The sequence below is a fragment of the Ruegeria sp. E5 genome (assembly GCF_056534105.1).
The window spans coordinates 1128745-1147663 of sequence record NZ_JBQFPA010000001.1 but is presented as its reverse complement, the minus strand read 5'-3'; the positions used below and the strand labels follow the sequence as shown (position 1 = coordinate 1147663).

Annotated in this window: 17 protein-coding genes and 2 pseudogenes; 12 read left to right on the top strand and 7 right to left on the bottom strand. The window is 55.5% G+C overall.

Annotated elements, in window-relative coordinates:
* Positions 1-59: 59 nt before the first annotated feature.
* From ACR0BI_RS05780 to ACR0BI_RS05730, 11 genes and pseudogenes are all read left to right on the top strand, one after another.
* Entirely contained in the window at positions 60-953 is an 894-nt protein-coding gene (locus ACR0BI_RS05780; RefSeq protein ID WP_170376146.1) for a carbohydrate ABC transporter permease, read from the top strand.
* On the top strand, positions 953-1834 hold the full coding sequence (locus ACR0BI_RS05775; protein WP_068340098.1) for a carbohydrate ABC transporter permease: 882 nt from the start codon (positions 953-955) through the stop codon (positions 1832-1834). Before ACR0BI_RS05780 ends, ACR0BI_RS05775 begins: the two co-directional genes overlap by 1 nt.
* Positions 1835-1840: 6 nt before the next feature.
* The gene (locus tag ACR0BI_RS05770) at positions 1841-2953 is read left to right on the top strand and encodes a sn-glycerol-3-phosphate ABC transporter ATP-binding protein UgpC (RefSeq protein ID WP_170626379.1); all 1113 of its coding nucleotides are present in this window, start codon (positions 1841-1843) and stop codon (positions 2951-2953) included.
* Positions 2950-4440: a GMC family oxidoreductase gene (locus ACR0BI_RS05765; RefSeq protein ID WP_170626378.1), complete on the top strand. Its 1491-nt coding sequence runs from the start codon at positions 2950-2952 to the stop codon at positions 4438-4440. The genes ACR0BI_RS05770 and ACR0BI_RS05765 overlap by 4 nt, the downstream gene beginning before the upstream one ends.
* On the top strand, positions 4437-5195 hold the full coding sequence (locus ACR0BI_RS05760) for a 3-ketoacyl-ACP reductase (protein WP_480561262.1): 759 nt from the start codon (positions 4437-4439) through the stop codon (positions 5193-5195). The genes ACR0BI_RS05765 and ACR0BI_RS05760 overlap by 4 nt, the downstream gene beginning before the upstream one ends.
* Before the next feature lie 16 nt (positions 5196-5211).
* Positions 5212-6798 carry a GMC family oxidoreductase N-terminal domain-containing protein gene (locus tag ACR0BI_RS05755; protein WP_170635339.1) on the top strand — a complete coding sequence of 529 codons (1587 nt, stop codon included), beginning with the start codon at positions 5212-5214 and terminating at the stop codon, positions 6796-6798.
* 2 nt (positions 6799-6800) lie between these two features.
* The gene (locus ACR0BI_RS05750) at positions 6801-7109 is read left to right on the top strand and encodes a Dabb family protein (RefSeq protein WP_170424020.1); all 309 of its coding nucleotides are present in this window, start codon (positions 6801-6803) and stop codon (positions 7107-7109) included.
* Positions 7110-7113: 4 nt separating this feature from the next.
* On the top strand, positions 7114-8283 hold the full coding sequence (locus ACR0BI_RS05745) for a dihydrodipicolinate synthase family protein (protein WP_170635338.1): 1170 nt from the start codon (positions 7114-7116) through the stop codon (positions 8281-8283).
* 5 nt (positions 8284-8288) lie between these two features.
* The gene (locus tag ACR0BI_RS05740) at positions 8289-9296 is read left to right on the top strand and encodes a LacI family DNA-binding transcriptional regulator (RefSeq protein ID WP_170424015.1); all 1008 of its coding nucleotides are present in this window, start codon (positions 8289-8291) and stop codon (positions 9294-9296) included.
* An 83-nt stretch (positions 9297-9379) separates the two neighbouring features.
* A pseudogene (locus ACR0BI_RS05735) lies at positions 9380-9580 on the top strand (IS6 family transposase); the annotation flags it as partial.
* Between the two features lie 56 nt (positions 9581-9636).
* Positions 9637-10344: pseudogene (locus ACR0BI_RS05730) on the top strand (IS6 family transposase).
* Between the two features lie 431 nt (positions 10345-10775).
* Here the strand turns inward: ACR0BI_RS05730 and ACR0BI_RS05725 are convergent.
* Positions 10776-11021 (bottom strand): hypothetical protein, encoded by a 246-nt coding sequence (locus ACR0BI_RS05725; RefSeq protein ID WP_480878234.1) that lies wholly within the window; start codon positions 11019-11021, stop codon positions 10776-10778.
* 82 nt (positions 11022-11103) lie between these two features.
* On the opposite strand from ACR0BI_RS05725, the gene ACR0BI_RS05720 reads away from it, so the two are divergent.
* Positions 11104-11811, top strand: coding sequence for an IS6 family transposase (locus ACR0BI_RS05720; RefSeq protein WP_480561264.1), 708 nt, complete (start codon positions 11104-11106; stop codon positions 11809-11811).
* A gap of 88 nt (positions 11812-11899) precedes the next feature.
* Here the strand turns inward: ACR0BI_RS05720 and ACR0BI_RS05715 are convergent, their stop codons facing one another.
* The 6 genes from ACR0BI_RS05715 to ACR0BI_RS05690 are packed head-to-tail and all read right to left on the bottom strand — an operon-like array spanning position 11900 to position 18919.
* Complete coding sequence (locus ACR0BI_RS05715; protein WP_480561265.1) at positions 11900-13054, bottom strand: Gfo/Idh/MocA family protein; 1155 nt, start codon at positions 13052-13054, stop codon at positions 11900-11902.
* A complete protein-coding gene (locus ACR0BI_RS05710; protein ID WP_480561266.1) occupies positions 13054-14109 on the bottom strand; it encodes a sugar phosphate isomerase/epimerase family protein in 1056 nt (351 codons plus the stop codon). Before ACR0BI_RS05710 ends, ACR0BI_RS05715 begins: the two co-directional genes overlap by 1 nt.
* 27 nt (positions 14110-14136) lie before the next feature.
* Entirely contained in the window at positions 14137-15165 is a 1029-nt protein-coding gene (locus ACR0BI_RS05705) for a LacI family DNA-binding transcriptional regulator (protein ID WP_480437991.1), read from the bottom strand.
* Between the two features lie 37 nt (positions 15166-15202).
* Positions 15203-16825 carry a dihydroxyacetone kinase subunit DhaK gene (locus ACR0BI_RS05700; protein ID WP_170399666.1) on the bottom strand — a complete coding sequence of 541 codons (1623 nt, stop codon included), beginning with the start codon at positions 16823-16825 and terminating at the stop codon, positions 15203-15205.
* An 11-nt stretch (positions 16826-16836) separates the two neighbouring features.
* Positions 16837-17829, bottom strand: coding sequence for an ABC transporter ATP-binding protein (locus ACR0BI_RS05695; protein ID WP_170819497.1), 993 nt, complete (start codon positions 17827-17829; stop codon positions 16837-16839).
* The gene (locus tag ACR0BI_RS05690; protein WP_170403464.1) at positions 17822-18919 is read right to left on the bottom strand and encodes an ABC transporter ATP-binding protein; all 1098 of its coding nucleotides are present in this window, start codon (positions 18917-18919) and stop codon (positions 17822-17824) included. Before ACR0BI_RS05690 ends, ACR0BI_RS05695 begins: the two co-directional genes overlap by 8 nt.

Genomic DNA, 18919 nt, shown 5'->3' with positions numbered 1-18919 from the left:
TGTCACCAAACGGGCGCAAAAGCTCCGATCTAACACGACTCGAACGAGGAGGGCGCGCCATGGCTGCTTCAGCCGACGCGGATTTTAAGACACGCCTTCAGAACTGGATACCCAAGCTGGTCCTGTCACCGTCACTGGCGATGATGCTGGTCTTTGTCTACGGGTTCATTCTGTTTTCGGTCTACCTGTCATTCACCGACAGTCGCATCCTGCCGTCCTTTGGATGGGTCGGATGGGAAAACTACGACAAACTGTGGCGGCTGAGCCATTGGGAAACCTCGTTGATCAATATGGGGATTTTCGCGAGCCTATACATCGTGATCTGCACCTGTATCGGCCTGGGTCTAGCGATCTTCCTTGATCAGAAAATCCGGGGGGAAGGGCTGCTGCGTCCCATCTACCTCTATCCGATGGCTCTGAGCTTCATCGTCACCGGTACAGCCTGGAAGTGGTTCCTTGACCCTGGCATCGGGTTGGAAAACGTGATGCACACATGGGGCTGGACCAGCTTCGAGTTCGACTGGATAAAAAACCGTGATTACGCCATCTACACAGTTGTTCTAGCAGCCGTCTGGCAGACGAGCGGCTTCGTGATGGCAATGTTTCTGGCTGGCCTGCGTGGGATCGACAATGAAATTCTGCGGGCTGCGCAGATGGACGGCGCGTCGAACTGGAACCTCTATCGCCGGATCATTATCCCGCAACTACGACCAGCCTTCTTGTCGGCCTTCGTGATCCTCAGCCACCTGGCGATCAAGACCTTTGACCTTGTCATCGCCCTGACCGGGGGTGGGCCCGGTCGTGCTACCGAACTGCCCGCAACCTTCATGTATTCCTATACGTTTACACGGAACCAGATGGGCATCGGTGCGGCCTCGGCCACGATCATGCTGATGACCATTGCCGCGATCATGATCCCGTATCTTTACGCCGAATTGCGGGAGAAACGCTGATGTCTCAAGCTACACAGGATACCGCAATCCGAACAGGCCGCGTTACGCGCACGTTGATCTATCTGGTGCTGCTTCTGTTCGGTCTGTTCTACCTGCTGCCGCTTTATGTCATGCTGGTGAACTCGGTGAAGCCATTGGAAGAGATCACCGGCGGCGGCATGATGAACCTGCCGCAGGTGTTCACGATTGAGCCGTGGCTCAAGGCGTGGTCTTCGGCGCAGATCGGCGTCGATCCGACAGGGTTGAAACCCTACTTCTGGAACTCGATCAAGATGGTGGTTCCGGCGGTGATCGTCTCGACCATCCTCGGCGCGTTGAACGGCTATGTGCTGACCAAATGGCGCTTCAAGTACGACACCATCTTATTCGGTCTGATGCTGTTCGCCTGTTTCATCCCTTTCCAGATCGTGCTGATCCCGATGGCGCGGATGCTGGGTATCATCGGGCTGGCAGGTACCACGTGGGGTCTTGCGCTGGTACACGTGGTCTATGGGATCGGCTTCACTACGCTGTACTTTCGCAACTACTATGCCGTGTTCCCGACCGAGCTGATCCGTGCGGCGCAGATTGATGGCGCCGGGTTCTTCCAGATTTTCTGGCGCATTCTTCTGCCCAGTTCCGGGCCGATCGCCGTGGTTTCGATCATCTGGCAGTTCACCAACATCTGGAATGACTTTCTGTTCGGCGCGTCCTTTGCCGATGCCAACAGCCAACCGATGACGGTGGCACTGAACAATCTGGTGCAGTCATCAACCGGTGTGAAGGAATACAACGTTCATTTTGCAGGCGCCATTCTGGCGGCCATGCCAACTCTGCTCGTCTACATCGTGGCCGGTCGATACTTCGTCCGCGGCCTGATGGCGGGTTCGGTGAAAGGATAAGACCTCATGGGTTTTCTAGACATAGACAACGCGACCAAATCCTACGGGGCGGTCGAGGTTCTGCACAAAGTCGACATCTCGGTGCAGGAAGGAGAGTTCCTGGTTCTGGTCGGCCCCTCGGGCTGTGGCAAATCCACTCTGCTGAACATGATCGCGGGGCTGGAAGAGATCACCAGCGGCGAAATCCGCATCAAGGATCAGGTGATGAACGGGGTGCACCCGTCCAACCGCAACATTGCCATGGTTTTCCAAAGCTATGCTTTGTATCCTAATATGACGGTCGGGCAGAACATCACTTTCGGTCTTGAGATGCATGGTGTGCCCAAGCCTGAACGCGACAAAGCGATGCAAGAAGTTGCCAAGCTCTTACAGATCGAGCAGTTGCTGGATCGTAAGCCCGGTCAGTTGTCGGGCGGTCAGCGCCAGCGGGTTGCAATGGGTCGCGCGTTAGTACGGAACCCTGATGTCTTTCTGTTCGATGAACCGCTCTCGAACCTCGATGCCAAGCTTCGCGTCGACATGCGAACCGAGATCAAGAAGCTGCATCAAAATCTCGGGACCACCATCGTCTATGTGACGCATGACCAGATCGAGGCGATGACGCTTTCAAGCCGGATCGCCGTGATGAACGGCGGTTATGTCCAACAGCTGGGTACGCCGCAGGAAATCTATGACACGCCTGCGAATATCTTCGTTGCAACATTCATGGGTTCGCCTGCGATGAACGTGGTACCGGCCAAGGTTACGGTTTTGAATGGCCACCCTCATGCAGAGGTCGCCGTTCACGACGGATCTATGGCGCAACTTCCGTTCAGCCAGGACAACTTGGCCGCATGGGATGGGCGCGAGATCTTGTTGGGAATCCGCCCAGAGACTATCACCGATATGGATGGCGCGGATCGAAAGTCGTCGAACATCGCGCAGATGGCCAACCGTATCGTGGTGACGGAGCCAGCTGGATCGGACACCTTCGTCTCGATGCAATTGGGTGGACGAGATGTGATCGCGCGTATGCGTTCGGATGCCGAAGTGGCACCGGGTCAGGATTTCAACTTTGCAGTGAACATGGAAAAGGCCGTGGCTTTTGATCCCGAAAGCGAGATGCGGATTCTTCCATGAATCGAGCTGACGTCATAATCATTGGGACGGGTATCGGGGGGGCAACGCTGGCTGCGGCGTTGGCTCCGTCCGGTCGTCGCATTCTGATCCTTGAACGAGGAAAGCGGTTGCAGCCCTCACCGCAGGATCGAGACCCAAAAGCGATCTTTGCCAATGGGCACTTTCGCCCCGATGAAACATGGCTAGATGGAGCAGGCAAACCTTTTAACCCCGGAAACTACTACTGCGTTGGTGGAAATTCTAAGTTCTACGGCGCAGCTTTGATACGCTATCGGAAAGAGGATTTTGAGCCGCGTCAGCATATGGGTGGTTACTCGCGCGGCTGGCCCATGCCCTATGAAGAGCTTGAGGCGGATTACACCACCGCGGAACAGCTTTACGACGCACGTGGGACCACCAAAGAGGACCCCACCGAACCGCCGCACAGTAGGGGTTACCCGCACCCACCTGTGCCGGATGAGGTTGATATTGCAAACCTGAGGAACCGGCTAAGCCACGCAGGCCTGACGCCATCCTCAGTGCCGTTGGGCGTGGATATTGAAACCTGGTTGCGGGCTGGGCAAACAACTTGGGATGCGTTTCCCAATACATGCGGCGGCAAAATGGACGCCGAAACCTGTGCCCTCGCCGAGGCATTGAAGCATAGGAATGTCGAGCTTTTAACTGACGCGCGTGTCCGAAAATTGAAGGCTGATGCCGTTGGTCGTGTCACAAGTGTCGAAGTTGATGGTCACGGTACCCTGCATGCGCAGGTCATCGTGCTTGCAGCAGGTGCGGTACAGTCCTCGGCACTGTTGCTGCAGTCCGCGAACGACAATTGTCCAACCGGTCTTGCCAATCGGTCCGATCAGGTCGGACGGAACTTTATGAACCACAATTGTTCGGCGGTGCTGGCCCTTCATCCGCTGCGTCGAAATAGGGCGGTCTATCAGAAAACGTTGATGTTTAACGACTATTACAACAGCGGCGGGCAGGGTGGTTTGCCATTGGGCAATATTCAGATGCTGGGAAAGATCACCGGGCCGATCCTTTCGTCGCAAACCAGCCTGCCGAGGCCAATTGCAGCGCTAATCGCCAATCGCAGCTTTGATTTCTATGCCATGTCCGAAGACCTGCCGAACCCAGACAGCCGGGTGACGGTCGAAGGAGACCAAATCACGCTGGACTGGAAACGCTCGAATTGGGCGGCGCACGAGGCCTTGGTTGCGCGGCTAAAGGCGCATCTGAAGCAGGCGGGGTTTCCTGTGGTACTGTCGCGACCATTTGATCGGCGCACTCCGTCGCATCAATGCGGCACAGCGCGGATGGGTAATGACCCGGCAAGCAGTGTCGTCGACACGTTCTGCCGCAGCCACGACCACAAGAACCTGTTCATCGCCGACGCGTCAGTTCTTCCGACATCTGCGGCAGTGAATCCGGCTCTTACTATAGCCGCACTCGCACTCCGGGCAGGTCGTCACATTATTGAAACGGAGTTTGCCGCATGACCGGAACAGCATTGGTGACCGGAGGACAACAGGGCATTGGACTCGGGGTGGCGCGCGCCTTGATCGCCGCAGGGTACAAGGTCGCAATAGCCTCTCGCTCGGCGGCCTACAAACCGGTCGTTGAGGCGACTTTGGCAGAGCTTGGCCCAAGCGCAATTTATGTGCAGCACGACGTGTCCGACATTGATCACGTTCCGGCGCTACTGGATCAGATCGAAGCCGATTTGGGCCCGATCACCGCGTTTATCAACAATGCAGGCGTAGGGGCGCCAGTGCGCGGTGACATGCTGGACCTGAAGCCCGAGAATTGGGATTTCGTGCAGAACATCAACCTGCGTGGCGCGTTTTTTCTGGCGCAAGAGGTGGCCCGGCGCATGTTGGAGCAGACGCAAGATACCTATCGTTCGATCACCTTTGTCACCTCTGTCAGCGCGACAATGGTATCGATCGAACGCGCCGATTACTGCGTGTCCAAGGCGGCCGCAGCGATGATGGCTCAGTTGTTCGCAGTACGCTTGGCCCCCGAAGGCATCGGTGTCTTTGAGCTACGACCGGGAATCATCGCGACCGAGATGACGGCGGGCGTGCGCGACAAGTATACCGACCGTATCGAGGGCGGTCTTGTTCCCGCGGCACGCTGGGGTGAGCCCGAGGATATTGGGTCAGTTGTCGTCCCACTGGTTCAAGGGCACATGCACTTTGCGAACGGTGCCGCCATCCCGGTGGATGGCGGCTTGTCGATTTCACGTCTGTAAGTCAGGGCACACAAGAATGTCTGAAGGATATGATTTCATTGTCATTGGTGGCGGCTCGGCAGGCTCGGTGATCGCTGCGCGTCTTTCGGAAGAACCATCGACGCGTGTGTTGTTGCTAGAGGCTGGCTCCACCGACCGTCACCCGTTCTTTCACCTGCCAGCCGGGTTCGCGAAGATGACCAAGGGTATCGGCAGCTGGGGCTGGTCCACGGTTCCGCAAAAGCACATGCAGAACAAGGTCTTCAACTACACCCAGGCCAAGGTGATCGGCGGAGGCTCTGCAATTAACGCGCAAATCTACACGCGGGGTGCAGCTCAGGACTACGATGACTGGAGACAGATGGGGTGCGAGGGGTGGAGTTATGCCGACGTGCTGCCCTATTTCAAAAAGTCCGAAGACAACGACACCTACGACGACGAATTTCACGGCAAGGGCGGACCGCTGGGCGTGTCCATGCCCGCAGCCCCTTTGCCAATCTGCGATGCCTACATCAAGGCCGCTGGGGAAGTGGGGATACCTGAAACACGCGATGTGAATGGGGCCAAACAAGATGGAGCGGGGTACTATCAGCTGACCCAGCGCAATGCGCGACGATCCTCTGCTGCGATGGCGTTTATCGCGCCGAACCGCAGCCGCCCGAACCTGACAGTGCGCACTGGCGCACAGGCCCGCCGCATTATGGTGGACAAGGGCAGGGCGACTGGTGTCGAGATGATGAACGGGGACAAGATCTCCGCCGCGAAAGAGGTCATTCTGTCCTCAGGTGCCATCGGTTCGCCGCGCTTGTTGCAACTGTCGGGAATTGGACCGGCGGATCATTTGGACAGCCTTGGCATCGACGCAGTTTTTCATCAGCCGCAGGTGGGCGCGAATTTGCAGGACCATCTGGATTTGTATTCCATCTGCGAAGTGACCGGCCCGCACACCTACGACCGTTTTGCTAAGCTGCACCTTTCAGCTTTTGCAGGCCTGCAATACCTTTTCACCCGCAAGGGACCGGTCGCGTCCAGCCTGTTCGAAACGGGTGGGTTCTGGTACGCAGACCCGGATGCGCGTTCGCCGGACCTTCAGATGCATCTAGGGCTTGGTACCGGCATTGAGGCAGGGGTCGAGGCGATGCCCAACGGTGGGGTTACACTGAACGCCTGTTTTCTGCGACCCCGGTCACGCGGATCCGTCCGATTGCAAAGCTCGGACCCTGCGATGATGCCGCTGATAGATCCCAACTATCTGGCGGATCCCTACGATCGCGAGATGTCCATTCGGGGCCTGAAGCTGGTGCAGAACATCCTCGCTCAGGATGCGTTGAAGCCGTACATCTTGGCAGAACGTTTGCCGGGCCCGGACGTGCGGACCGAGCAGGAGTATTTCGATTATATCTGTGTACACTCCAAAACATCGCACCACTGCGCTGGTACCTGTCGTATGGGCAGCGATGCCGAAGCCGTTCTGGACCCGCGCCTGCGGTTCAATGGGATCGAAGGGCTTCGCGTCGCGGATGCGTCGATTATGCCGACAGTGAATTCATCGAACACCAATGCACCTACAATCATGATCGGGGAAAAAGCTTCCGACATGATCAAACAAGATCAGGGTTTCTAAAAATGATCCGCCATATCGTACTGACCAAATTCCGCGCCGACGTGACCGAGGAGACAATCGGAGCCATCTACAAAGGTCTCGAGGACGTGTCCAAGGCCCTTCCCGGGGCCAGCGGGTTTACCGGGGGCCGCAGTGAGAGCCCCGAGCAGATCGAACGCGGATACATGCATGGGTTTGTGATCGACTTCAACGATTGGGGCGTGCTGGAGGCCTATCAGAACAACGAAACGCACAAAGCGCTGGGCGCGCAACTGGTTGAGAACGCCGTGGGTGGCATCGACGGCATTCTGGTTCTGGATTTGGAGGTTTGAGACAGTGAAATTGATTTTGCCAAATCCTGAGGGGCAGCTGGAACCCTATGCGCTGACCGGAAAGCCGTTAGTACCGCGCAAGCCGCAGGTGCCTCTGACGCGCACGGCCTTTGCGGCGGCTCATGTGGTTTCAGACCCGCTGGCGGAACGTAATCCCTGGGATGGGCGTCCCGCAGTTGATTGGGAAGCGACCCTGCGATTTCGTCAGGGACTCTGGGATCAGGGGCTGGGTCTGGCCGAAGCCATGGATACCGCACAACGGGGTATGGGCGTCGATTGGGAGACCGCGCTGGAGCTGATCCAGCGCACAATGAAGGCTGCGCAGGCGCATACGTTGTCGCCTCGGGTGGCTTGTGGGGCAGGGACTGATCACCTGCCTCTAAGCGCGTTGAACACAGCAGGTGAAATCCTGTCAGCCTACGAGCATCAGGCCGAGGCGATCGAAGCCGCCGGAGGGCAATTGATCCTCATGGCGTCACGCGCCTTCCCATCGATCAAGGCAGGTCCGGACACCTACCATGATGTATACCGCGCGCTGATCGATGGGGCTGCGGAGCCTGTAATCCTGCACTGGCTGGGCGATATGTTCGATCCTGCATTGACAGGCTATTGGGGTAGCACGGATATCGACGCGGCCAGCGACTTTGTACTGTCCCTGATCAACGAAAATCCCGCCAAGGTTGATGGGATAAAAATATCCTTGTTGGATCAGGCACATGAAGAATACTTTCGCGCACGTTTGCCGGACGGCGTGCGCCTCTACACTGGTGACGATTTCAACTACGCCGAGCTTATTACTGGGGATGGAGCGCATTTTTCCCACGCTCTGCTCGGCATTTTCGCTGCTATCGCCCCCGCCGCCAGCCAGGCGCTTGAGGCGTTGGCAATGGGCGACATGGATCGCTACAACGCGCTGTTCGCACCGACTATTCCCCTCAGTCGAGAGATTTTTAAGGCTCCGACGCGGTTCTACAAAGCCGGGATTGCCTATCTGGCATGGCTGAACGGAGCCCAGTCCCATTTCATCATGCCGGGTGGGTTCCAATCCAGCCGTGACATCTGCCACTACGCGCAAGTGTTCAGATTGGCGGATCAGGCCGGTTTACTCTCAGACCCTGAACTGGCTAAAGCACGGATGGCCACGCTTCTCAGCTTGCATGGAGTTGAACAATAATCTGAATGCGAAGACCCACGATCATAGATGTCGCCAACTCGGCGGGCGTTTCCAAGTCGACGGTAAGCCTTGTGTTGCAGGGCAGTCCGCAGGTGAAGCCGGAGACACGCAAGCTCGTCCATACCGCGATGAAAGAGACCGGGTATGTCTATAACCGATCGGCGGCAAATCTGCGATCCACAGGAGCGGCGCTAATAGGTTTGGTGATAAACGACCTGACCAACCCGTTTTTCACCGAGTTTGCGACTTCGTTGCAGATGGCGCTGGCGTCCCGAGGCTATGCGGTCGTATTGGCGAACACAAACGAAGACCCCGAACTTCAGGATCAGGTGGTGGGAGCGATGCTTGAGCACGGTGTTTCTGCTTTGATCCTATCGCCTGCTTATGGCGATGTCACAAACACCCTCTCCGCGGTAGAGCGAGCTGGCATTCCGTTGATGCAAGTCTTGCGACAGGTTGAAAGCGAAACAGGCAGATTTCCCTTTATCGCCCCTGATTACGCAGAGGGTGGACGCGCGGCAACGCAGTATCTGATCGAAACGGGCGCGCGGAACATCGCCTTTGTCGGTGGTCTGGATGGTGCCGAAGTCACTCAGGAAAGACTGTCCGGCTATATCAGTGCGATGAAAGACAACCACTTGCAGCCTATTGTAAAAACAGGGGAATCCAGCCGATCATTTGGACATGAAGCAACGGTCAACCTCTTCAAAGAGCATCCTGCGTGCGATGCCGCAGTCTGTTTCAATGATCTTGTTGCTTTTGGGATGATTAATGCCTGCCATGAAACTCAAGTAAAGATTGGCACGGAGTTTCAGATTGTCGGTTTCGACGACATCAAGGAAGCATCAGAATGCTGGCCAGCTTTGTCTACCGTACACTGCGGCGTCTCTGAGTTTGGAAAACAAGTTGCGGACACTGTTTTGCTGTGGTTGCAGGATGGTGCCACGCCAGCACAACACACGCGGACTTCAACGCGCTTGGTATTGAGGCAAACTACGAAAGACACGGTGTAGCAAAAGACTATACCAGCCTTTGTCGAGAGGTCTTGTAAGAAGAGCTTTGGTTGAGCGGGACATAGCGGTCGCGTGCTTTTGCCATGACTAGACCTGCCTCTATCAAATTCTTTGAAATTAGTCCCGAGATCATCCGCATTGCAGTGACGCTGTACTTCCGTTTGCCGCTCTCGTTTCGGAATGTCGAAGACTTGCTGCACGAGCGAGGCATCGACGTGAGCAACGAAACTGTCCGATACTGGTGGAACAGTTTCGGCCCGATGTTTGCATCAGAGATCCGAAGGGTCTTGTCAGAAGAACTTTGCTTGAGCGGGGCAGGGTGGTTGCATAGCATTTAGGAATGACCAAACCTGCCTCCTTCAAATACTTCAAAACCAGCCTCGAAATCATCCGCCTGGCGGTGATGCTGTACATCCGATTTCCACTCTCGCTTCGGAATGTCGAAGATCTCCTGCATGAACGTGGGATCGATGTAAGCCATGAGACAGTCCGCTATTGGTGGAATAGGTTCGGCCCGATGTTCGCCGCTGAGATCAGACGGAAGCGTTAGCAGCAACTCCGAACCTTTTCAAAATGGAAGTGGCACGTGGACGAGGTCTTTGTGAAAGTGAATGGCAAACGGCATTATCTTTGGCGCGCTGTGGATGACGAAGGCGAGGTGCTGGAAGCAGTTGTAACGAAGCGCCGTAACAAAGCTGCAGCACTGAAATTTCTCAAGAAATTGATGAAGCGGCACGTCTGCGCCGAAGAGATCGTCACAGATCGCTTCGCTTCCTACAAGGCTGCCCTTAGAGATTTGGGTGCTCTCGAAAAACAACAGACGGGCAGGTGACTAAACAACCGCGTCGAGAATTCGCACCTGCCGTTTCGACGACGCGAACGCGCGATGCAGCGTTTCAAGCGCATGCGAAGTCTACAGAAATTCGCCTCCGTCCATTCCTCCGTGTACAACCACTTCAACCAGGAAAGATCGCTAGCCAGCCGAGACTCCTTCAAGCAGACACGCACCGCCGCTCTTAGCGAGTGGCGTCAACTTTGTTCCGGATAGGTTCGCGGTTTTCGCGGCAAACTGAGACTGGTTCGAATTCGTCTGACAGCACCGCCACTCATACCTGTCTCACTTCAGTTGTGTTTTTTGACCCGGAATTGTTCCGCAATTCCCGCGAGTTGACGCATGCGCTTTCAATCAGAGACGGAGCAGATCGCACACTCAGAGCGCAATTCCGGCCCCAGTCTCAGTGTCGCAATTTAGCGGGGTCGCTTTGGGCCAGATTTCCCTGATACCGGGCAATTTACAGGGAATTTTCGCAAACCGGGACTGATTTCCGCTATTTCTCCTATCAGAACTGTATGTTTTACAGAGGTTTATGCTACAAATTCCCTAGAAGGTGGAACAGGGAATTCTCTCGTGTGAACAGGGAATTGTTCCGCCGGATCAGGGAGGGCGAACCCTGCATCAGGGAAGCATGACTGAAGCTATCAAAAGCCGAACTGGCGTTCCTGTTCGGACCAATCAAGAGGGTGGGTCACGCTGACCAGTCGCTTGAGTGTGAATTCGGGCGGCTGGGTCCCTTTGAGAATCGCGGCCTGAATCTTCGGTGAGAGAAAGGCGAGCTGGGCGCGGGTGCGGATGAAGGCGCCAGGGACGCTTTCGCGGCGTGCGATTTCCATCAGTTGAACTCCGGCTTTCAGATCACGGGCCCAGCCATGGGCGCGGATCAGCATAGACCGGAGGTGGGGATCGGGTTGGGGTCTTGTCAGAAGAACTTGTCTTGAGCGGGGCAGGGGTGTTGCATAGCTTTTGCCCATGACCAGACCTGCCTCTTTCAAATACTTCAAAACCAGTCCCGATATCATCCGTCTTGCGGTAGCGCTGTACATCCGCTTCCCGCTCTCGCTTCGGAATGTCGAAGACTTGTTGCACGAGCGAGGCATCGACGTGAGCCACGAAACCGACTGCTACTGTTGGAACAGGTTCGGTCCGATGTTTGCCTCTGAGATCCGAAGAAAGCGTGTTCAGCAATTGAGAGCATACTCCAAATGGAAGTGGCACGCGGACGAGGTTTTCGTGAAGGTGTATGGTAAGCGGCATTATCTTTGGCGGGCTGTTGATCACGAAGGCGAGGTGCTGGAAGCCGTTGTCACGAAGCGTCGAAATAAAGCCGCAGCACTGAAATTCCTCAGGAAATTGATGAGGTGGCACGGTTGCGCCGATGAGATCGTCACAGATCGCTTCGCTTCCTACAAGGCTGCGCTCAGAGAAATAGGCGCGCTTGAAAAACAACAGACGGGCAGGTGGCTCAACAACCGTATCGAGAATTCGCACCTGCCGTTTCGACGACGCGAACGCGCGATGCAGCGTTTCAGGCGCATGCGAAGTCTACAGAAATTCGCCTCCGTCCATTCCTCTGTCTACAACCACTTCAACCAGGAAAGATCGCTAGCCAGTCGAGACACCTTCAAGCTGACCCGCGCGGCCGCTCTTAGCGAGTGGCGTCAACTTTGTTCCGGGTAGTTTCGCGGTTTCCGCCGCAAACTGAGACTGGTTCGAATTCGTTTGACAGCACCCTCTAAGATGTCCGCTCTTTTCCCACAGCCAGACTTTACTCTAACTTGACCCAAGCTGCATTCCTTGAAGAGCTTTGCACGCATGCGGCTACAAACTTTACACCATTGAGTCCATCATGGACCGTTGGATAGACAACCGAAGTATCAGGTGAAATCCCGCCTCGGAAAGCTTGGATTGCCTCAGCAGCCTCTCCATAGATATTGGCGAAACCTTCAAGATATCCCTCGGGATGGCCCGGAGGGACTCTACTCAACCGATTGGCAGCGTCACCTGCTCCAGCTCCATTTCGGGTGATCAGACGCTTGGGTTTGTTGTATGGCGTGAACCAAAGGTAATTGGGATCTTCCTGAGACCACTCCAACCCACCTTTTTCGCCATAGACCCGCAAGCGCAATGCGTTTTCGTTACCGGGCGCCACCTGAGACGACCACAGCATACCACGCGCGCCGCCTTCAAAGCGAAGCAAAACGTGGGCGTTATCATCGACCTTGCGCCCCGGCACAAAGGCCTGCAAATCCGCCGCCAGGCTTTCCGCTGTCAGCCCGGTTACAAAGCAAGCGAGGTTGTAGGCATGGGTTCCGATGTCACCGGTTGATCCACCCGCGCCCGAGCGTTCGGGATCGGTTCGCCACTCAGCCTGTTTGAAATCCTGCTGCTCGGTCAGCCAGTCCTGCGGGTACTCAACTTGAACCACACGAATCTTGCCAATTTCGCCGTTGGCAACCATTTCACGCGCCTGCCGAACCATCGGATAGCCCGTGTAATTGTGGGTCAAAATGAACAGTGCCTTCGCGCTTTCGGCCGCCTTCACCAGTCTTTTTGCATCCGCAAGGGTCGAGGTGAGTGGCTTGTCACAAATGACGTGAATACCGCGTTTCAGGAATTCACGCGCGGCTGCATAGTGAACGTGATTTGGCGTGACAATTGAGACTGCCTCGATCCCAGATTTCAATCGGGCTTCCCGGATCGCCATTTTCTTGAAGTCTTCATAAACCCGTTCGAGCCCCAATGCCTGCCCACTTTCCATGGATTTCTCTGGCGTCGAAGACAAAGCACCGGCGACCAGCTCGAACTTGTCGTCCAGTCGTGCAGCTATGCGATGAACACCCCCTATGAAGGCGTCGTTTCCGCCGCCAACCATGCCAAGCCGAATGCGTCCTGATGTTTCTTCACCGCGTCCTGTGACCATCACTCAATCCCCAGCATTTTCCGATTGGCGGCTTCGTCGGCGCCACTATCAGCGAAATCATCAAAGGCTTTCTCGGTCACACGGATGATGTGATCTGACACAAACTGAGCGCCTTCACGCGCGCCATCCTCGGGGTGTTTGAGACAGCATTCCCATTCGACCACAGCCCAACCATCAAAGTCATTCGCCGCCATTTTTGAGAAGACCGCACCGAAATCCACTTGGCCATCACCAAGCGACCGGAACCGCCCAGCCCGATCAACCCAGCTTTGATACCCGGAATAAACACCTTGCCGCCCGGTTGGGTTGAACTCGGCATCTTTGACATGGAACATCCGGATCCGATCTTTATAGATGTCGATATTGTCCAGATAGTCGAGGCATTGCAGCACGTAGTGCGACGGGTCGTATAGCATGCAGGCCCGTGGGTGATTTCCCGTCCGTTCCAGAAACATCTCGTACGTCACACCATCGTGGAGGTCCTCTCCGGGGTGGATTTCGTAGCATACATCAACGCCGCAGTCTTCGGCGTGATCAAGGATTGGCACCCAACGACGCGCAAGCTCATCAAACGCCGTTTCAATCAAGCCGGCGGGGCGCTGCGGCCAAGGATAGACATAAGGCCATGCCAACGCGCCCGAGAATGTCGCATGAGCCGAAATACCCAAGTTTTTTGAAGCTGATAGCGCTTTCTTGACCTGGTCTACTGCCCATTCTTGCCGGGCTCTCGGGTTTCCTCTGACACTTTCAGCTGCAAAACCGTCAAATGCACTGTCATAGGCCGGGTGAACGGCCACAAGCTGGCCCTGAAGGTGCGTTGAAAGTTCAGTAACTTCGACACCATTGTCCCTGGCTTTTCCTTTGAAGTCATCGCAGTAACCGGTGCTGGACGCGGCCTGTTCCAGGTCGAACAGCCGGCCGTCCCAACTGGGCACCTGAACGCCTTTGTATCCACAGTCAGCTGCCCATTTTGTGATCGCGTCCCACGAATTGAACGGCGCTTCGTCCCCCGCAAATTGCGCAAGAAACAAAGCTGGACCTTTGATCGTCTTCATAAAATCTCCTCCCCAAAACCTGAGCCTCTATGGTGGTAAATTTTCCTTCAGATAGATGTCGATGCGGATACGTTCCTGCGCTTTGTTGAACGGAACCTTATCCGAAGTCGCGCGCAGCAGGCGGACGGCTGAACGTACAATGTGCCCAGTGTCTTGCGAGATCAGAGCGTCAAATGTACCGAGCGTGAGCGCCTCACGACTGAGCGGTGTAAGCTCATGAGCTATGATCACCAGATCTTCGCTGAGCTTGTTTTCTGAAAGGAATTGAATCAGGCCTGCGTTACCCGCTGCTGACGAGTATATTCCGACCAGATCTGGATAGGTTTCAAATATTTCGGGCATCATCCTGTAAATCAGATCCGGGTCATCTCGGCCCTCGACTGATGCTACGACTTCGAGGTGCGGAAATTCCTCAGCCACAACAAGGTCAAAGCCTTGACGTCGTTCGAGGTGGTCACGTGCCAAACGGGATCCTGTAAGTACCAAGACCTTGCCGTCACGATGCACAAATCGCCCCATTAGCTGAGCGGCGGTTCGTCCTGCCGAAACGTTATCGATTCCCACAAAGTGGTCTCGCTCAGAACTCGGCAAGTCAGACACCAACGCAACCACCGGAACGCCTTTGTCCCTGAGCCTTTTAACAGCATCCCGGACAGAAGGCGTTTCGGGCCCGAAAACGGCGACTCCGTCTACATCCAAACTGTCTACAGCATCCAGAATGTTGACGATATCTTGGGGCTCAAACGGAGCAACCTTCTTTATTGCAATGCGAGTCCGCTCGATAAATTGGTCGCGTGATTGTTCTGCGATCTGACTGCTGATTGCCTCCACAAACTCGTTGTCCGTGTCCGGCAGAACAAAGAGGAAGTTGTAAACTCGGTTACGCGCAAGGTTGGCCGCGGCCGTGTCGCGTACATACCCCAGCTCATCAATCGCCTTTTGTACTTTCTGTACGGTCACCGCCCGCACGCCGGGGCGTCTGTTCAAGACCCGGTCAACAGTCGCTAGGCTGACACCCGCAACGCGCGCGATGTCATTAACGGTTGGCTTTTTCACCAATTCTAATCTTTGTTTTTGGTCTTCCACGTGTTCTTCAGCCCTCAATCTCCCGCGCTAAGCCTTCAAACAACAAAGCAACAGCCTCAGCGCCGGGATCGTTATGTCCAACAAGGTTTTCTTCGGGAACATAGGCTGCGCGGCCTGCCTTAGCACGTCGAATATTTGCGGTGTTGTTCGCGCCTTTGCGGGCAGCCTCGGCCGCATGCGTCAGACCAGATGGTAGTGCGACAAGTGCCGGTGCCAGGGCGTCAATCATTGTCCTGTCACCGACCTTGGCACCCCCAACCTGGCTGACGCGATTCAGTCCTTCGACGAGAGATTTCGGTACCGATGCTCCGCTCGCACAGGCATCTCCAGCTGCGTTGAAGAAGATTGCGAGTATCACGCCGGAAGAACCACCCATTGTCTGACTTAACTCATTGCCCAACGCCGGAAACAGTTGTGTCAGATCAGCAAGCGGCATGCGGTCAAGGCTACCTTGCAATGCTCTTGCGGCAGTCGCCAATGTGCTTCCTGTATCGCCATCTCCAGATTTCGCGTCCAGTTCGTTGAGGTTCTTCTCTGCGTTGATGAGCAGTTCAGACAACCGGGTGATCGTTTCCCTTGTGGTGGGATTGTTAGAAGGAATTGGATCGATAGGGGTCAGGCCATCAGGCAATGGTGCCACTTTGATCGGGCCGATGGAATCGACCCCGGGCCATGCGGCCAGATCAACTGGTGTTTCAAGGGCTGACAAATCGTCCTGATCCACAGGCAGAATGGAAACCGAAAACCCGTGCATATCCAGCGACGTCATCATGGGTGCCGGGCCAATGATATGGTGGGCAAAACCAGTTTCGGACAACGCATGCGTAAGGACAGCCATTTCTAGCGGAGTTGTAGAACCCAGGTTGTTGACCAACGCCACGCAATCCCCGGACCCCACCCTTTGCTTCAGCTTCTCCACCACTGTGGACATAGCCGATACAGCATTTGAGAACTCGACTTGCTGTACACCGGGTTCGCCATGAATACCCAAGCCAAGCTCTGCTTTCCCGGGGGCGATCCGGTCTTCTTTTGGAGATCCCGGAACGGTACAGGTGTCCAAGCTCATACCGATGCTGACAACCTTCGCAATGGTACTTCTTGCAGCATTTGTAACGGTGTCTAGGTCAGCACCGTCTTCAGCAAGCGCTCCGGCGATTTTGTGTACGAACAACGTACCCGCCACGCCACGTGGTTGCGGAAGGTCGGGCAGGGCGATGTCATCGTCGACAACGACCATCTCTACCTTGCGGCCCAATGCACGGGCGCGTTCAGCTGCCAGTCCAAAGTTCAACCGATCACCGGTGTAATTTTTGACGATAAGCAGGCACCCAGCCTCACCCGTGACCGCAAGAATGCCCGCCAAAACCGCCTCGACTGACGGGGATGCAAACACTTCCCCGCACACCGCGGCTGTCAGCATACCGGCGCCAACAAAACCTGCATGGGCGGGTTCGTGACCAGACCCCCCGCCAGAAACCAGGGCGACCTTCGACTTGTCCCAATCCGACCTGTAAACAACCTTGATGTGCGGGTAACCGTCCAACCGGGTCAGTTGCCCTCCGGAAGACGCCAGAAGACCGTCTATGGCCTCTGTAACCAAAGTTTCTTTTGTGTTGAGGAACTGGGCCATGCTTTTGCTCCTTAATTCACGCGCGCGCCGGACGCGTCAAAATACAACGGGTTGTGTGGGCGGATTTTTATAAGTTTTCCAGATGGATAATCCTGATGTACATCAATCAAGGTCACAACCGGGTGACCGTTCAGGTCCAGGTGTAGCCGCGTTTGATCCCCCAGATGCTCTGCGCGTATTACCCGCGCTTCGCTGCCTTCTCCTTCGATGATGTTTTCCGGGCGAAGACCTATTTGCGGACCTTTGTGATTGCCTCCGAACAGCTCGGAAGGCAGAATGTTGATCCGCGGCAGTCCCAACCGGCTGGCGACATAAACGCTACCGGGGTTTTCATAGATGTCCCGGGGTGTTCCGTACTGAACCAGCCTGCCGTTTTCCAAAACGCCGATATGCGTCGCCATTGTCATGGCTTCGACTTGATCATGGGTCACGTATAGCAAGGTCGATCCCAGATCCGCCTGAATCCTTTTTAATTCGACCCGCAAATCCGCCCGAAGCTTGGCGTCCAAAGAGCTGAGGGGTTCATCCATCAAAAATATCTGGGGGTCTCGCACCAGCGCTCGTCCAATTGAAACGCGCTGCATTTCACCGCCAGACAGTTCAGTCGCTTTGTTGTTCAACTTGTGCGGAATCTGGAGGATGTCCGCAACTTCGTTAACCTTCTTCTTGATCTCATCTTCTGGCGTCTTCAGGATCGGCGACCTCAGAGGAAAAGACAGGTTCTCCCGCACTGTCATATGCGGGTACAGTGAGTATTGCTGGAAAACCATAGCCACATCGCGCTGGGCTGGCGTTTCTATTCCAACATCCCGTCCAGCAATGCGAACGGTTCCAGAATCCAGTTTCTCAAGTCCGGATATCAATCTCAGCGTCGTTGTCTTTCCCGCGCCCGTTGGACCCAATAGCACCACAAAGGCGCCGTTGGGGATCGTCATTGAGATATCATCCACCGCCTTTAGATTGCCGAATGACTTCGAGATATTCTCTAAAACGACTTCAGCCATTACTTAGTACCTCGTCGTTCAGAGCGGACCTCAACGCGCGTCCGGTGGCCTTTTCAAACAGTGTTACTGCGGGTGAGCGGAACTCTAACCCCACCGTCTCGCCGGGATTTACGACTTCGCGCGCATCAATCCGGGCTTTCAGCTCTCCGTTCGGGCTTTGCAGCGTCACGATCTGGGTGGTTCCCAAATATTCTGTCGCCAGAACCTTGGCTCTGTAGGCGCTCGCATCCGATAGAAAAACATGCTCAGGGCGAACCCCAAAAACTAAGTCACCTTCCGCCCCCTCCATCAGTTTGGGCACGGCTTCGTCATGGCCATTTAGTCGAACCATTTCCGAGTCAGGCGCGACCTTTCCTTGAAACGGCAGGAAGTTCATGGAAGGGGACCCGATAAAATCTGCAACGAACATTGTGGCTGGTTTGTCGTAGATTTCCTGAGGTGTGCCGAATTGCTCAATCACAGCGTTGTTCATCACTACGATCTTGTCGCCCATTTGCATGGCTTCCAACTGGTCGTGTGTCACGTAAACAGTGGTTGCGCCCATACGGTCATGAAGCGCGCGTAACTCTTCGGCCATGTGTTCTCGAAACTCGGCATCTAAGGCACCCAACGGTTCGTCCATCATGAATGCCTTGGGTTCGCGAACGATCGCGCGGCCCAGCGCCACGCGCTGCCGGTCGCCACCTGACAGTCCACCTACCGGGCTATCGAGGATGTCGTTGATCCCCAGAATTCCCGCGACTTCTTCTACTTTGGCTTTTACAGCAGCACGCGGCATGCCCTGCGATATCAGGGGGTAGCTGATATTTTTGCGCACGTTCATGTGGGGATACAGCGCAAACATCTGGAACACGAATGCAATGTCTCGCTCTGATGGGGGTCGCTGGCTGATTTCTTCGCCGTCGAGATAGATCTCACCCGATGTTGGAAGCTCCAAGCCTGCGATCATCCTCAGCGTCGTTGTTTTGCCGCAGCCCGATGGACCAAGCAGCATGAAGAATTCACCATCTTCAATCGTGAACGAGCTTTCCCGCACAGCGGTGAAATCGCCGAACATCTTCTTTACGTTTTTGACAACGATCTGGGCCAT

Excerpts from the sequence above, each read along its gene's own strand:
- ACR0BI_RS05765 (WP_170626378.1), top strand. The coding sequence starts at position 2,950 with ATGAATCGAGCTGACGTCATAATCATTGGGACGGGTATCGGGGGGGCA.
- ACR0BI_RS05770 (WP_170626379.1), top strand. The coding sequence starts at position 1,841 with ATGGGTTTTCTAGACATAGACAACGCGACCAAATCCTACGGGGCGGTC.
- ACR0BI_RS05690 (WP_170403464.1), bottom strand. The coding sequence starts at position 18,919 with ATGGCCCAGATCGTTGTCAAAAACGTAAAGAAGATGTTCGGCGATTTC.
- ACR0BI_RS05700 (WP_170399666.1), bottom strand. The coding sequence starts at position 16,825 with ATGGCCCAGTTCCTCAACACAAAAGAAACTTTGGTTACAGAGGCCATA.
- ACR0BI_RS05775 (WP_068340098.1), top strand. The coding sequence starts at position 953 with ATGTCTCAAGCTACACAGGATACCGCAATCCGAACAGGCCGCGTTACG.
- ACR0BI_RS05750 (WP_170424020.1), top strand. The coding sequence starts at position 6,801 with ATGATCCGCCATATCGTACTGACCAAATTCCGCGCCGACGTGACCGAG.
- ACR0BI_RS05780 (WP_170376146.1), top strand. The coding sequence starts at position 60 with ATGGCTGCTTCAGCCGACGCGGATTTTAAGACACGCCTTCAGAACTGG.
- ACR0BI_RS05760 (WP_480561262.1), top strand. The coding sequence starts at position 4,437 with ATGACCGGAACAGCATTGGTGACCGGAGGACAACAGGGCATTGGACTC.
- ACR0BI_RS05695 (WP_170819497.1), bottom strand. The coding sequence starts at position 17,829 with ATGGCTGAAGTCGTTTTAGAGAATATCTCGAAGTCATTCGGCAATCTA.
- ACR0BI_RS05715 (WP_480561265.1), bottom strand. The coding sequence starts at position 13,054 with ATGGTCACAGGACGCGGTGAAGAAACATCAGGACGCATTCGGCTTGGC.
- ACR0BI_RS05720 (WP_480561264.1), top strand. The coding sequence starts at position 11,104 with ATGACCAGACCTGCCTCTTTCAAATACTTCAAAACCAGTCCCGATATC.
- ACR0BI_RS05725 (WP_480878234.1), bottom strand. The coding sequence starts at position 11,021 with ATGCTGATCCGCGCCCATGGCTGGGCCCGTGATCTGAAAGCCGGAGTT.
- ACR0BI_RS05755 (WP_170635339.1), top strand. The coding sequence starts at position 5,212 with ATGTCTGAAGGATATGATTTCATTGTCATTGGTGGCGGCTCGGCAGGC.
- ACR0BI_RS05740 (WP_170424015.1), top strand. The coding sequence starts at position 8,289 with ATGCGAAGACCCACGATCATAGATGTCGCCAACTCGGCGGGCGTTTCC.
- ACR0BI_RS05710 (WP_480561266.1), bottom strand. The coding sequence starts at position 14,109 with ATGAAGACGATCAAAGGTCCAGCTTTGTTTCTTGCGCAATTTGCGGGG.